The organism is Amycolatopsis minnesotensis, assembly GCF_039529815.1.
Classification (GTDB): Bacteria; Actinomycetota; Actinomycetes; order Mycobacteriales; family Pseudonocardiaceae; genus Amycolatopsis; species Amycolatopsis minnesotensis.
On record NZ_BAAANN010000021.1, the window covers coordinates 57,112 to 69,830 of the forward strand.

General features: G+C 71.4%; 13 protein-coding genes. 8 read left to right on the forward strand and 5 right to left on the reverse strand.

Going from position 1 to position 12,719, the window contains the following annotated elements:
* Positions 1 to 63: 63 nt before the first annotated feature.
* The 3 genes from ABD256_RS25245 to ABD256_RS25255 all read left to right on the forward strand — a co-directional run bounded on the left by ABD256_RS25245 (position 64) and on the right by ABD256_RS25255 (position 2,068).
* Positions 64 to 723: a response regulator gene (locus tag ABD256_RS25245; protein ID WP_344423714.1), complete on the forward strand. Its 660-nt coding sequence runs from the start codon at positions 64 to 66 to the stop codon at positions 721 to 723.
* Positions 724 to 798: 75 nt separating this feature from the next.
* Positions 799 to 1,230, forward strand: a complete 432-nt coding sequence (locus ABD256_RS25250; RefSeq protein ID WP_344423717.1) for an ATP-binding protein — start codon at positions 799 to 801, stop codon at positions 1,228 to 1,230.
* On the forward strand, positions 1,208 to 2,068 hold the full coding sequence (locus tag ABD256_RS25255) for a histidine kinase (RefSeq protein WP_344423720.1): 861 nt from the start codon (positions 1,208 to 1,210) through the stop codon (positions 2,066 to 2,068). Before ABD256_RS25250 ends, ABD256_RS25255 begins: the two co-directional genes overlap by 23 nt.
* Before the next feature lie 82 nt (positions 2,069 to 2,150).
* On the opposite strand, the gene ABD256_RS25260 is transcribed toward ABD256_RS25255, so the two are convergent.
* Together ABD256_RS25260 and ABD256_RS25265 are read right to left on the reverse strand one after the other, a co-directional pair.
* A complete protein-coding gene (locus tag ABD256_RS25260; RefSeq protein ID WP_344423723.1) occupies positions 2,151 to 3,467 on the reverse strand; it encodes an NAD(P)/FAD-dependent oxidoreductase in 1,317 nt (438 codons plus the stop codon).
* Positions 3,468 to 3,685: 218 nt separating this feature from the next.
* Entirely contained in the window at positions 3,686 to 5,098 is a 1,413-nt protein-coding gene (locus tag ABD256_RS25265; RefSeq protein WP_344423726.1) for an aminotransferase-like domain-containing protein, read from the reverse strand.
* A gap of 31 nt (positions 5,099 to 5,129) precedes the next feature.
* On the opposite strand from ABD256_RS25265, the gene ABD256_RS25270 reads away from it, so the two are divergent.
* Positions 5,130 to 6,044, forward strand: a complete 915-nt coding sequence (locus tag ABD256_RS25270; protein WP_344423729.1) for a DMT family transporter — start codon at positions 5,130 to 5,132, stop codon at positions 6,042 to 6,044.
* A gap of 256 nt (positions 6,045 to 6,300) precedes the next feature.
* On the opposite strand, the gene ABD256_RS25275 is transcribed toward ABD256_RS25270, so the two are convergent.
* The 3 genes from ABD256_RS25275 to ABD256_RS25285 all read right to left on the reverse strand — a co-directional run bounded on the left by ABD256_RS25275 (position 6,301) and on the right by ABD256_RS25285 (position 7,900).
* The gene (locus ABD256_RS25275) at positions 6,301 to 6,438 is read right to left on the reverse strand and encodes a hypothetical protein (protein WP_344423732.1); all 138 of its coding nucleotides are present in this window, start codon (positions 6,436 to 6,438) and stop codon (positions 6,301 to 6,303) included.
* A gap of 21 nt (positions 6,439 to 6,459) precedes the next feature.
* Complete coding sequence (locus ABD256_RS25280; protein WP_344423735.1) at positions 6,460 to 6,771, reverse strand: hypothetical protein; 312 nt, start codon at positions 6,769 to 6,771, stop codon at positions 6,460 to 6,462.
* A gap of 226 nt (positions 6,772 to 6,997) precedes the next feature.
* Positions 6,998 to 7,900, reverse strand: coding sequence for an NADP-dependent oxidoreductase (locus tag ABD256_RS25285; RefSeq protein ID WP_344424025.1), 903 nt, complete (start codon positions 7,898 to 7,900; stop codon positions 6,998 to 7,000).
* A gap of 228 nt (positions 7,901 to 8,128) precedes the next feature.
* On the opposite strand from ABD256_RS25285, the gene ABD256_RS25290 reads away from it, so the two are divergent.
* From ABD256_RS25290 to ABD256_RS25305, 4 genes are all read left to right on the forward strand, one after another.
* Positions 8,129 to 9,445, forward strand: coding sequence for a hypothetical protein (locus tag ABD256_RS25290; protein ID WP_344423738.1), 1,317 nt, complete (start codon positions 8,129 to 8,131; stop codon positions 9,443 to 9,445).
* Between the two features lie 177 nt (positions 9,446 to 9,622).
* Positions 9,623 to 10,936 carry an extracellular solute-binding protein gene (locus tag ABD256_RS25295; protein WP_344423741.1) on the forward strand — a complete coding sequence of 438 codons (1,314 nt, stop codon included), beginning with the start codon at positions 9,623 to 9,625 and terminating at the stop codon, positions 10,934 to 10,936.
* Between the two features lie 10 nt (positions 10,937 to 10,946).
* Positions 10,947 to 11,834: a carbohydrate ABC transporter permease gene (locus ABD256_RS25300; protein WP_344423744.1), complete on the forward strand. Its 888-nt coding sequence runs from the start codon at positions 10,947 to 10,949 to the stop codon at positions 11,832 to 11,834.
* The gene (locus tag ABD256_RS25305; protein WP_344423747.1) at positions 11,831 to 12,715 is read left to right on the forward strand and encodes a carbohydrate ABC transporter permease; all 885 of its coding nucleotides are present in this window, start codon (positions 11,831 to 11,833) and stop codon (positions 12,713 to 12,715) included. The genes ABD256_RS25300 and ABD256_RS25305 overlap by 4 nt, the downstream gene beginning before the upstream one ends.
* Positions 12,716 to 12,719 lie beyond the last annotated feature (4 nt).

The window sequence follows — 12,719 nt, forward strand, 5'->3', positions numbered from 1 at the left end:
AGGGCGCGCACTGCTACCGTCAGCCGGGAACGGCGACGGGCTGATGGGGGTGAGGACCTGCAGGTGTCGGAGCGGTCAGCCGCGGAGGGCCCGTTGATCAGGGTGGTACTGGTCGAGGACCACGACATGGTCGCCGAAGCGATCGCCTTGGCGCTCGCGGACGTCGGGGACATCGAGATCCTCGCGCGCGCGTCGTCGGTCGCCGATGCGCTCGACGCGGTCGGACGGATGCGCCCGGACGTGGTCGTCCTCGACCGGAGGCTTCCCGACGGCGACGGGATCGACGCCATTCCCGAACTGCACGCGGTGGCGCCGGGGGTCCGGGTCCTGATCCTGACCGGGGACGCGACGCCCGCCGTGGCCACCAGGGTGGTGGAGGCCGGTGGTGCCGGGCTGCTGATGAAGGCCGCGCGGCTGGCGGATCTCGCGGTCGCCGTCCGCCAGGTGTCCGCGGGCGACATGGCGTTCAGCCCCGACCTGCTCGGCCAGGTGCTCAGCAGGCTCGCCGGGCGGTCCGGCGCGGTCGGCGCCGAGCTGACCGGCCGGGAGCGGGAAACGCTGCGCCTGCTCGCCGACGGCGCGACCATCGCCGACATCAGCGCGCGGATGACGGTCGCGCGGAACACCGCGCGCAACCACGTCCAGCGGATCCTCACGAAGCTGGGCGCGCATTCCCAGCTCGAAGCGGTGGCGATCGCCCGCCGCGAGGGACTCGTCGACTGATGCAACTGCACCAGTCGAAGTCGGGGCCGTTGCGTCTCGAACGGAGATCGCGTTACGGGAACGATGGGATGGGCCATGACTACGCCTTCATCCCGCTTGTCCTCCTCCGGTGTCGCGTCCTTCGAGGTGCCCGCCACCGTTACCGGTGCGAGTGACGCACGCCGGTTCACCAGCGCCGCACTGGCCGCATGGGGCTGTCACGGCCATTCCGTCGACGACGTGCAGCTCGCGGTCTACGAGCTGGTGGCGAACGCCCTGCTGCACACCGACAGCGCCCCGGAACTCACCTTGCGGCTCACCGGCTCTCGGTTGCGCATCGAGGTTTCCGACGAGAGCGCGGAGCCGCCGTCGAAGCGGGACGGCGGTCGTGACGGTGGCTGGGGGCTGAGACTCGTGGAATCCCTCGCGGTGAGCTGGGGGACCGAACGCGACGGTGCGGGCAAGCGGGTGTGGTGCGAGCTCGAGCTGGGCAGAACGGACGAGAGTGCACGGGCCGTGGCAGGCTGACCTCCCTCCCCAGGCCGGTGGGCGCGAACGCGGCCACGCGGCCCTTGCCCTGGATGCCGACGGCGTGGTGACCTCGTGCAACGCCGGTGCCGAACGGGTGACCGGCTACCGGCGGGCCGATCTGCTCGGCAAGTCCGTGAGCTTCCTGGACACCGGCGAGGGGCTGCTCGACTCGGCCGCCGCGGACGGTGCGGTCGAAGGCCAGTGCCTGCTCCGGCGCGGCGACGGCAGTTCGGTGCGCGCGGGCGTGCTGATCACCGCGGTGCGGGACGGGCTCGCGCTGCGCGGGTTCGGCATGGTGCTGCGGACCCTTTCCGGCGGCGGGGCGGCCGCGATCGTCGGCGCCTACGAACGGGACCGCGCCCGGCTGGCCGCCGAGGTGCACGACGACTCCATCCAGGCCATGGTCGCGGCCGGGATGCGGCTGCAACTGCTCGAAGGCAGGCTCGACGGCCGTGACCAGGCACTCGTCGTCGGCCTGCACGGCGCGGTGGATGCCGCGATCTCCCGGCTGCGCGACCTCCTGCGGTGGCTTCGCCCGCCGGAGCTGCGCCACGGCCTGGCCGGGGCGCTGGCCGACTGGGCGGAGCGCAGCGGGTACCTGCTCGTCGTGGAGCTCGACGAGGAACCGGCCGTGGCCGTGGCGACGGTCGTCTACCGCACGCTGCAGGACCTGCCGCGCGGCAACGGCGGAACGGTCCGCGTCCGCTCCGCCGAGGACGGGCTGCTGGTCGACTGCGGTGGTGGACCGGTGGACGACGCGGGCAGGGTGGCGGCGATCGGCGGCCGGTGGGCCGAGGACGGGTCCCGGTTCTGGGTCCCCGGCACCCTCGGCTGAGTTCCCGGCGAGGCGACCAGTCCGTCCACAGTGGTCAGTTGACGCAGTGCGGTGGTGCGTTCTTCGTTGCGGTGGCGAGGGTTCAGCTCTTGGTTGCCCGCAGCAGCGGAACCTCGGGGGAGTCCGTGTCGAGTGGTACCGCGCCCGACCTGACCAGTCCCAGCTGGACGGTCTGGCGCGAGGTGACGGCTTCCAGCGCCCAGTCGGCCGCCGTGCGGAGCCGGTTCCCCGGCATCGCCGCGAGGTGGTACCCGCGCGTGACGGCCTTCGCCGCCCGCCCCGACAGCGGAACGTGCAACGGGTTCGCCGCGGCCCTGCCCGCGCCGAGATCGACGACGAACCCGAGATCGTGGTGCTTGTAGCTGCGCTGCCTGCCGTGCCTGAGCGAGGCGATCACGTTGTGCCCGGCGAGTTTTCCTTGCCGCGTCGCGTGTTGCGCGGTCATCGCGGTCAGCTCGCCCGGGCGGGTCAGGTCGGGGACCGCCGCCGCGTCGCCGCACGCGAACACGTCCGGCTGACCGGGCACGCCGAGCCGCGCGTCGACGACGAGCCTGCCCTTCGCGGTCTCCAGCCCGATGGCGTCGACGAGCGGATCCGGCCGCACCCCGACGCACCACACCAGCGAACGCGTCGGCACCGCTTCGCCGGAGGTGAGCCGGACACCGTCGGCGTCCGCCTCGTCGACCGAGGTCTTCATCAGGACCTCGACGTCGCGCTCGCGCAGCACTTGGCCGGCGGTACGGGAAAGCCGTTGGTCCAGCTCGGGAAGCACGCGGTCCGCGACGTCGAGCAGCATCCAGCGGATGCGCTGCCCCCGCAGCTCCGGGTGGCGCGCCGCGAGCGCGTCGGTGAAGTCCGGCCCCTGCGCGGCGATCTCGGTACCGGTGTACCCCGCGCCGACCACCACGAAGGTGCACCGCGCGTCCCGTTCGGCGGGGTCGGCCGACGCCGCCGCCAGCTCGATCTGCCGGGTGATGTGATCGCGCAGGTAGAGCGCCTCCGGGATGCCGCGGAAACCGTGCGCGTGCTCGGCCACGCCCGGGATCGGCAGCAGCTTGTTGACGCTGCCGGTGGCGAGCACGAGCCGGTCGTAGTCCAGCCGGTGCTCGGTGTCCTCGGGATCGGTGTAGGTCACGTGCTTGCGGGTGAGGTCGACCGCGGTCACCTCGCCGAGTGCGAGCCTGACCTCGGGCAGGGTGCCCGGCAGCGACACCGAAATCCGGCGCGGGTCGAGGATCCCGGCGGCGACTTCGGGCAGCAGGGGCAGGTACAGGAAGTAGTCGGTCGGGTTGACGAGGACGATCTCCGCCTCGTCGCGGGAAAGGCGGTCGGCGACGGTCTTCGCGGCCTGGTACCCGGCGAACCCGCCGCCGACGATCACGACTCGCTTGCGCTGCATTGCTCGACCTCCGGACGGCGGACATAGGGGCGCTGCCCGTGGCCTACCCGGCCGGGGCCTCCCGGAAACGGTCCGGTTTCACCGCGCGCGGTGGCGGCCGGGCCGCTGGTCACCGCGCACCGCAGCCGGGATCACCCGGACTTCGTGCCCGCGGGCTCACTTCGGCTGCGGGGCGCGTACTCCCGACCTACCCGTTTGGACGGTTGGTGAAACGGGCGCTAACCGGCGACGGCGAGGCTCCGGCCGAGCACGCGCGCCCCGTCGGGGAAGGCGCCGGGGCGCGGACCCGCGTAGTTGAGCCGGATGAACTGACCGGTCGGCTCCGCGGGAAACCACTCGTCACCGGAGCCGATGACCACGCCCGCCGCCGCGCATTCCCGGACGACCCGCCCGAGGTCGATCGCGTCGGGCAGCCGCGCCCAGAGGTTCAGCCCGCCCTGCGGCACGGCTTCCACCCGTGCGCCGGGTGCGTGTTCGCGAAGGCTTTCGACGAGGAGGTCCCGGCGGGTCCTGAGCTGGTGGCGGAGCCTGCGCAGGTAGGCCCGCCAGCCGGGGTGCGTGACGACGTCGAGCGCGACCGCCTGCAGGACACCGCTGACGTACATCGATTCCGCCTGCGTGTCGGCGAGGATCCGGTTGCGCGCGGGGCCGCGCGCGATCAGCCCGGCGACGCGGACCGCGGGCGAGACGCTCTTGCTCAACGACCGGACGTAGACGACGTGCCCGCCGTCGTCGTGGGCGGCGACCGGGCGCGGGTCCGCGGTGATGCCGAAGTCGTGCGCCGAGTCGTCCTCGATGAGGAACGCCCCGTGGCGCCGGACCGTGTCCAGTACCCGCTCGGCCAGCGCCGGTGTCCACAGTGCTCCGGTCGGGCTGGCGAAGGTCGGCTGTGCGTAGAAGGCGCGCGCCCCGGTCTGTTCGAACGCGCGTGAGAGCGCCTCGGGGTCGGGACCGGCAGATCCACTGGGCACCGGGACGATCTCCACGCCGACCTGGGCCGCCGCCAGGATCGCGCCCCAGTAGGTCGGCGATTCCACCAGCAACGGCCTGCCCGCGCCGACGAGGGACCGGAACGCGGTGAGCAGCCCACCCTGGCTCCCCGGGATGATCACGACGTCACTGGGCGCGGCAGGCGTGATCCCGGCCGGGGTCGCCGATGCCAGCTCGGCCGCGAACCAGGACTGCAGATCGGGTAGTCCCGCGGTCGGGGGCCGGTCGATCAGGGCGTCGGTCCTGGCCGCTCGGGTGAACGCCGCGCGGACGAGGCGCTCCGGCAGCAGCTCTCGCTCCGGGTAGCCCGAGTGCAGCGCGACCACGTCGTTCGGGACGGACTGCAACGCCGCGGGCAGCTGCGGGATCCGCTGGTTGGGCGAGCCGAGCGCCCCGGTCTGCCATCCGTAGTCGTTCGGGCGGGCGGCGCGGACCGCGCGGACGAACGTCCCCACGCCGGGGCGGCTCTCCACCACTCCTTGGATGGCGAGGCCCCGCAACGCCTTCTGCACGGTGACCGGGCTCGCCCCGTGCTCGGCGACCAGGGAACGCGTCGAAGGCAGCTTCGCTCCCGGCGGTGCGGTGGCGATCCACCGCTTCAGCGCCGCGGCGATCCGCGTCGGACTGCTATCCTCGGACATGAGAAATGACAGTAGCGCTACTCTCGATGCGGTGCCAGTGCTATCCCCGTCGCGTGCCGGTCTCGGATGGGGTCTGCTCGGGGTCGCGGCGTTTTCCTTCACGGTCCCGTTCACCCGCGTCGCCGTCGAAAGCGGTGGTATTTCGCCACTGTTCATCGGGTCCGCTCGCGCTGTCGTCGCGGCACTGCTCGCCGCCGCGGCACTGGCGGTCACGAAGCAACGCCTTCCCGTCGGCGTCCAGTGGGCTCGTCTCGCGGTCGTCGCCGGTGGCGTGGTCGTGGGTTTCCCCGTGCTGACTTCGTTCGCGCTCACGACGGCACCGGCGAGCCACGGCGCGGTCGTGATCGCCGTCCTGCCCGCCGCGACCGCGGTGACGGCCGTGCTCCGCGGGCACGAACGGCCGCCGAAGTCGTTCTGGCTCATGGCGGCCGTCGGCGCGGTCGCCGCGATCGTGTTCGCCGCGTTGCAGGGCGGCGGGCTGAGCGGGCTGAACTGGGCCGATCTGCTCCTGTTCGGCGCCGTCGCCGCGGCGGCGATCGGCTACGCGGAGGGCGGCCTGCTCGCCCGCGAACTCGGCGCGTGGCAGACCGTGTCGTGGGCGCTCGTGCTCGCCGTGCCCCTGATGATCGTGCTCACCGTGGTTTCCCTGGTGCGGCACGCCCCGAGCGGTACCCCGGTCGAATGGGCCGCGTTCGCGTACCTGGCCGTGGTGAGCATGTTCCTCGGCTTCTTCGCCTGGTACCGCGGGCTCGCGATCGGCCCGATGGCGCGGGTCAGCCAGGTCCAGCTCGTCCAGCCGGTGCTGAGCATCTGCTGGGCGGCGCTGTTCCTCCACGAACGGCTGACCTGGCCGACTGTCCTCGGTGGCGTCGCGGTGATCGCCTGCGCCACCATCGCCGTTCGCGCCAGGCTCGGCCAGGCGGCCGGTGGTCCGGGCCGGGGGTGACCAACGGGGGGAGCGTCGTCCACGGACTCGCCATGGCACGCGGTGGTGTCCTGGCCGACTGTGGCGGTCTGGACCTGCGGGAGGTGGTTCAGGAAGACGCGGAATTGGACGAGCGCCCGCCGCGGGATCGGGGGAAGGGAGATCGGGATCGGCGAACAGGCGGGCGTCCCCCGCGGTGCAGGTTCAGGCTCGACTCGTGCGCCGATTCCAGAATGGACGGTGCGTTTTCGCGCGCGAACCGCGGATCGTCGCGCACCTAGAAACCGGTGTAGCGGCGCAAGTCCCGTCTGGACAGTCCGGCGTCGAGGTCTTCGAACACCTCGCCGTCGTGGTAGCCGGGCGTTTCGACGGTGTGGCCGTGTTCGGCCGGATGGAACAGGACGACGTGGGTCACCCGGCGAGTCCGCTATGCCGGTCAGGCCGCGGTGCGCTGCCTGCCGACCGCCGAAGCCGCGAGTGACCACGCCTGGTCGAGAGTCAGGCAGGGGATCTGGAGGTCCCTCGCCCGTTGCAGCAGAGCCCGCTGGCTCCCCGTGCCGTGCCCGTCGAGCACGTCGGAATCGGCCACCGCGCACAACAGTCCGGAATCCCCGTCGCCTGGCGGTCCGGTGGCGGCGGTGATGCCGTGGCTGGTCGCCCAGTGCTCGAGGCAGGCGAGATCGGGCGACTGTCCGATGTAGAGGACGCTGAATGCAGCCCCGGGTGGCGAAGGCTCCGATGTAGACATGCTGCGACTCCCTTCCCCACCTGGGGTAGCCGGTCTGATCGCGTTCGAAACCTCACCCTGGTCAGCGGCGGGCCCCGAGCAGCGCCCCGGCCCGGTCCCCGCGCACCACGCGGGGACCGGGCCGGTTGAAGCAGGACGGCCCGTCGAGGACCACGACAAGTCGCGACCCGAACCAGGGCAGGCCGGTGCCGAGGTGGAGTTCCCGTTCGGTGCGGGCCCGCTCGGGTCACTTGACGGTGATGGTGAGCTTTCCGGCCGGGTGCCCGGATTCGCTTTCCCGGTGCGCCTCGGCCGCGTCGGCCAACGGGTAGCTGGTGCCGGTCGCCAGCACCAGGCTGCCGTCGACGAGCTGCGCGGCGAGCCGATCGAGCAGCTCGCCGGTCTGGTCGCCGCTGCCGGTGAACGGGATGCCGAGATCGGCGGCGCCCGCGTCCGCGATCGTGACGATCCGCTCGGTGCCTCCGCGCAGGGTGATCGAGTCCGGCAGCACGCCGTAGCCGGTGGTGTCGAAGACGGCGTCGATCCCCTCGGGAGCGATCTCGCGCACCCGCTCGACGAGCCCTTCGCCGTAGGTCACGGCACGCGCGCCGAGCGAACGGATGTCCGCCAGCTTGGCCTGGCCGCCGGTGCCGACCACGGTGGCGCCCGCGGCGAGCGCGAGCTGCACCGCGATCCGCCCGACGCCGCCGCTCGCGCCGTGGATCAGCACCACGTCACCGGCTTCGGCACCGATCACCCGCAGGCCGCGCACCGCGGTCTCGGCGACGGTCGGTATCCCGGCCGCGATCTCCCACGACACCTCCGCCGGCTTGCGAGCGATCCTGGTGGCGAGTGCGTACTCGGCGTAGGAACCGGTGTCGGACCAGCCGAAGACCTCGTCGCCGACGGAGAACGCGGCGCCCTCGCCGACGGCGTCGACGACACCGGCGACGTCGAAGCCGGGTACGTGCGGCGGCTCGACGCCCATCATGGCGGCCATGGCACCGCTGCGCAGCTTCGTGTCGAGCGGGTTGAGGCCCGCCGCGCGCACCGCGACGCGGACCTGGCCGGGACCGGGCTCCGGGATGGGCACGTCCGCGACCTTCAGCACTTCGGGACCGCCGAACTCGGTGAACTGGATGGCTCGCATGGTGGGCATCGCTCCTGTGGTCCTGCTCGTCCGGCGGTGTGCCGGGCGACTGACCACAGTCAACGCGCGGAGGGCCGCGATCCGTACCGCTCGGACGAGTAGTGTTCGCTAGCCGGACGGACAGGGCCCCGCCGGGAATCCGTCCCTGACCGCATTGACCCGGTAGCGGCGCTGGGGCATGCTCTGCAACGAGCTAGTTCCGAACCGGCGTTCGTATGTGGGGCGCGCATGACCGTGGTGATCGGGGTCGTCGTCCACGCCGGGCGGCGGGCGGTGTTCGAGGAAGCGGCGCGGACGCTGCGCGGCGCGAGCCCGGAATGGGTCGTCTACCGGCACGAACGCGAGATCCACGAACTCGTCCGCGCGCTGCTCGCGAGCAAGCGCGTCGATGGCCTGCTGATGGGGCCGGTCCCGTTCGACGAGTGCCACGATCTCATCCCGGACACGCTGCCGGTGACGCTGGTGCGACCGGGACCGCTCGACCTCGCGCTCGCCCTGTCCAGGGCGCAGCGCGACGGGCTGCCGGTGGACACGGTCAGCGTCGACACCTTCGACACCGACGTGGTGAACGAGGTGACCGGCGCGCTCGGCCTCACCCGCGCGCAGGTGCGGACCCAGCCCTACCAGCCGGGGGAGCGCACCGCCGACATCGCCGACCGGCACCTGCGCGCCGCCGGGCGCGACGGGCTGGTGATCACCGCGCGCGTGGAGGTTTCGCAGCGGCTTCGCGGCGCGGTCGCGGTGATCGACAGCCTGCCGGTGCCGTCCACCGTCCGGTCGGACCTGCACGCGCTCGCGCTGCGGGTGCAGTCCCAGCGCGCCAACGAGTTCCGGTTCGCCGCCGGGGTGTTCCTGGTCGCCGACCGTCCACAGGCGACGGACATGGACCGCGCGCGGATCGGGCTGATGAACCTGCTCGTGAACACACCGGAGCTGGCGGACGCCTGGGTGGAGAACCGGGGCCGCCGCGGACTGGTGGTGTTCGCGCACAAGGCCCTGTTCGAACGGGTCACCCACAACTGGCTGACCGTGCCCGCGCTGGGGCGGGCGGAGCGGGCGCTCGGCCTGCGGGTCGCCGCCGGCTTCGGCATCGGTGACTCCGCACGGACCTGCATCGCGCTCGCGGAGCGCGCCGCGGCGAGGGCGGAGGCGGAGCGGCAGCCCTCGGGTTACCTCATCGAGGACAGCGGTGTGATCATCGGCCCGATGGGGCGCGAGGGGCGTCCCGTCGAATTCACCTACCGCGACCACGACACCCACATCGAAGAGCTGGCAAGGGAAGTCGGGCTGAGCCCGGCGACGCTGTCGCGCCTCGCCGGGATCGAGCGCGGGCTGGCCGGTGCCGCGATCTCCCCGAGGGACCTGGCGAACGCGCTCGGCATCACCGACCCGAGCGGGCGGCGGCTGATCCGCAAGCTCGGCGAGCGCGGGCTGGTGACCGCGCAGGGATCGGCGCAGACCCACCACAAGGGCCGCCCGTCGCGGCTCTACCAGCTCGGAATCGATCAGGCGCTACGCCGCCTTTCCGGGCCGGGAAGTCCATAGAGGACGGACCGGGCGGCGCGAATTGTCGCGCGCTGTCAACGAACCTGGATACATAAATGCGACAGCGCGGAATTGCCCGCCGGACGGCATTGACCGCGGCGCCCGCGCTGGGGCATGCTCTCCCGAACGACAAACGAACCAATTTCGAACCTCGGTCGTTTTCGCTGGGAGGTGTTCGTGGACCGCCGCCAGTTCCTTCGCGCCGCGACGATCGGCACCGCCTTCGCCGCCGCGACGCCGCTGCTGTCGGCCTGCGGCGCGAAGGCGCGCGGCGACGTCGTCACCCTCGAAGGCTGGGACTACGAAGCGCAGCTCGTGCAGCAGAACGTGGACCGGTTCACCCGGCTCAACCCCGACGTCGCGGTGGACTACACGCCGATCACCAGCGCCCAGTTCATCCAGAAGCTCACCGCGGAGTTCCTCGGCGGTGGCGGGCCCGACGTGCTCTACATGTACGACGATTCGCTCGCGGGCTCCGTCGAAGCCGAGTACCTGCGCCCGCTCGACGGGATCGAGGGGGTGGACGCGATCTACGACGCGGTCTACCCCTCCAACGCGGCATCGATGACCTACCAGGGCAAGCGCTACGGGCTGCCGTACTACACCGATTCGCAGGCGCTGGTGTACAACGCGGCGCTGCTGGAGAAGGCCGGCATCACCACGCCCCCGAAAACGCTCGACGAGCTGGAACAGCAGGCGCTGCGGGTGAAGAAGGCGGGCGTGCTCGAATACCCGATCGGGCTTCCCGCGCAGCTCGCGGACACGGCGGCGCAGTGGTTGTGGGCGCTGGTCTACGCCAATGACGCCGACCTGTTCGACGACCGCTTCCAGCCCGTGATGAGCGCGTCCGGCTCGGCGGCGACCGCGGTGTTCGAGTGGCTCCGGCACGCCGCGCTCGACACCCGCGTGCTCGACCCGGCCGCGGTGCAGACGCTCCCGGTGCCGCTGGACAACGCGGTGATGGCGGGCCGGTACGCGTTCGTGCTCGCGCCGCGGTACGCCTTGCGCAGCTACAACAACCCGTCGAAGTCGAAGGTCGCGGGCGCGGTCAAGCTCGCGCCGGTGCCCAGCCTCGACGGACGGACCGAGGGCACGGTCAGCAACAGCAGGATGTACTGCCTCGGGCAGCACGCCGCCGACGTCGAAAAGTCCGTGCGGCTGCTCAAGTACCTCGGCGGCTTCGACGCGCACGGGGTGCCCTACACCGCGAAGTTCTGGTTCCTGCAACGCGGCCTCGGTTACCCGTTTTCCGCGCTGGCGAAGGATCCCGAGGTGGTCCGCACCATTCGCACGTTCGCGGACCCGATCGTCTACGGCAGGCTCGCCGAGGTGGCCAGGGCGCGCCGGATCATTTCGGTGCCGTGGTACGCGGAGTTCGAAGCGGCGCTTCAGCGCGTGGCGCAGCAGGTGCTCGTCGGCGGGACGAGCCCGGCCGACGCCGTCCAGGATCTCGACCGCCAGGCCCGCACCCTCGCCCAGCGGTACGCGTGAGGGGACGGGCATGCTCAGGCTGACCGACACCCGGCGCGCGTACCTGATGAACGGGCCCGCGATGATCGTGCTGTTCGCGCTCGTCGCCTACCCGATCGGCTACTCGTTCTGGGTGAGCCTGCACCGCCAGAACCTCAAGCGCCCCAAGGCGACCAAGTTCATCGGGCTCGACAACTACTTCGCGCTGTGGAACGATCCCGCGTTCCTCGGTTCGTTGCGGACCACGGGGTTGTTCGTGCTCGTCGTGGTCACCATGACGGTGCTGCTGGCCACCGCGCTCGCGCTCGTGCTGAACGAGTCGTTCCCCGGCCGGGGTGTGCTGCGCAGCCTGGCCCTGCTGCCGTGGGCGATGCCCGGCGTGGTCAACGGGCTCATGTGGCGCACCATCTTCGACGCCAAGACCGGCGCGCTCAACGGGCTGCTCACCAGCCTCGGGCTGATCGACACCTACCAGGCATGGCTGTCGTCGCCGGCGGGCGCGTTCTTCCTGACCGCGTTCGCGCAGGTGTGGAACACGCTCCCGTTCGCGGTGATCCTGCTGCTCGCCGGGCTGTCCACGATCCCGCCCGATCTCTACGACGCGGCGAAGGTCGACCGCGCCGGGGTGTTCCAGCGGTTCCGGCAGATCACGCTGCCGTGGCTGCTGCACCCGCTGCTGATCGTGCTGATCCTCGAAACCATGAACTCGTTCCGCGCGTTCGACACGATCTACGTGCTGACCGGCGGCGGGCCGGGCGACGCGACCTCGGTGATCGCGGTGCTCAACGTGAAGACCGCGCTGACCTACACCGATTTCGGCCTCGGCAGCGCCTACGCGTGGGTGATCACCCTGCTGACGCTGGTGGTTTCCGTCGGCTACGTCGCCGCGCTGTACCGGAAGGGGAGCTTCGAACTATGACGGCCGTCCCCCTGCGGTACCGCGTGCCGTGGAAGCGGATCGTGGTGTACCTCGTCGCCGCCGCGTTCGCGCTGTACCTGGTGCTGCCGTTCTACTGGATCTTCGCGATGAGCTTCATGCGCGAGGTCGACGCGGTTTCGGTGCCACCGGAATGGATCCCGTCGCATCCGACGCTGGACAACTACCTCAGCTTCTTCCGGCCGGACAGCGCGCAGGCCCTCGTCGGCGGCAGGGCGATCAAGGAAACCCCGTACGCGCTGGGAAACAGCCTCATCGTGGCTTCGGCGACGGCGCTGCTGAACCTCGTGCTCGCGGTTCCGGCCGCCTACTCGTTCTCGCGGCTGAAGTTCCGCGGCGGCAAGGGCCTGCTGATGCTGTACCTGGTCACCAGGATGGTGCCGACCATCGCGATCCTCATCCCGTTCTACCTGATGATGCGGTCGCTCGGCCTGCTCGACAACTACGGCTCGCTGATCCTGTCCTACCTGACCTTCTCGCTGCCGGTGACGATCTGGGTGCTGAAGGACTTCTTCCGCGCGGTGCCACGGGAACTCGAGGACGCCGCGAGGGTCGACCGGTGCGGCTGGTTCCGGACCATGTGGTCGGTGTTCCTGCCGGTCGCCGCGCCGGGTCTGGTCGCGGCGGCGGTGTTCGCCTTCATGACGGCCTGGAACGAGTTCATGTTCGCGCTGTTCATGACCTCGACGGAGGCGGCGAAGACGATGCCGGTGGTGGCGGCGAACTTCGCCACCGACATGAACACCCAGTTCACCCTGATGGCGGCCGCCGGGGTGGTGGCGGTGCTGCCGCCGCTGGTGCTGGTGCTGATCTTCCAGCGGCTGATCGTGCGCGGGATGGCCGCGGGCTCGGTGAAGGGGTAAAGGA

Bases quoted from the DNA above. Each gene is read 5' to 3' on its own strand.
- ABD256_RS25250 (WP_344423717.1), top strand. From the start codon at position 799: ATGACTACGCCTTCATCCCGCTTGTCCTCCTCCGGTGTCGCGTCCTTC.
- ABD256_RS25260 (WP_344423723.1), bottom strand. From the start codon at position 3,467: ATGCAGCGCAAGCGAGTCGTGATCGTCGGCGGCGGGTTCGCCGGGTAC.
- ABD256_RS25265 (WP_344423726.1), bottom strand. From the start codon at position 5,098: ATGTCCGAGGATAGCAGTCCGACGCGGATCGCCGCGGCGCTGAAGCGG.
- ABD256_RS25280 (WP_344423735.1), bottom strand. From the start codon at position 6,771: ATGTCTACATCGGAGCCTTCGCCACCCGGGGCTGCATTCAGCGTCCTC.
- ABD256_RS25285 (WP_344424025.1), bottom strand. From the start codon at position 7,900: ATGCGAGCCATCCAGTTCACCGAGTTCGGCGGTCCCGAAGTGCTGAAG.
- ABD256_RS25290 (WP_344423738.1), top strand. From the start codon at position 8,129: ATGACCGTGGTGATCGGGGTCGTCGTCCACGCCGGGCGGCGGGCGGTG.
- ABD256_RS25300 (WP_344423744.1), top strand. From the start codon at position 10,947: ATGCTCAGGCTGACCGACACCCGGCGCGCGTACCTGATGAACGGGCCC.
- ABD256_RS25305 (WP_344423747.1), top strand. From the start codon at position 11,831: ATGACGGCCGTCCCCCTGCGGTACCGCGTGCCGTGGAAGCGGATCGTG.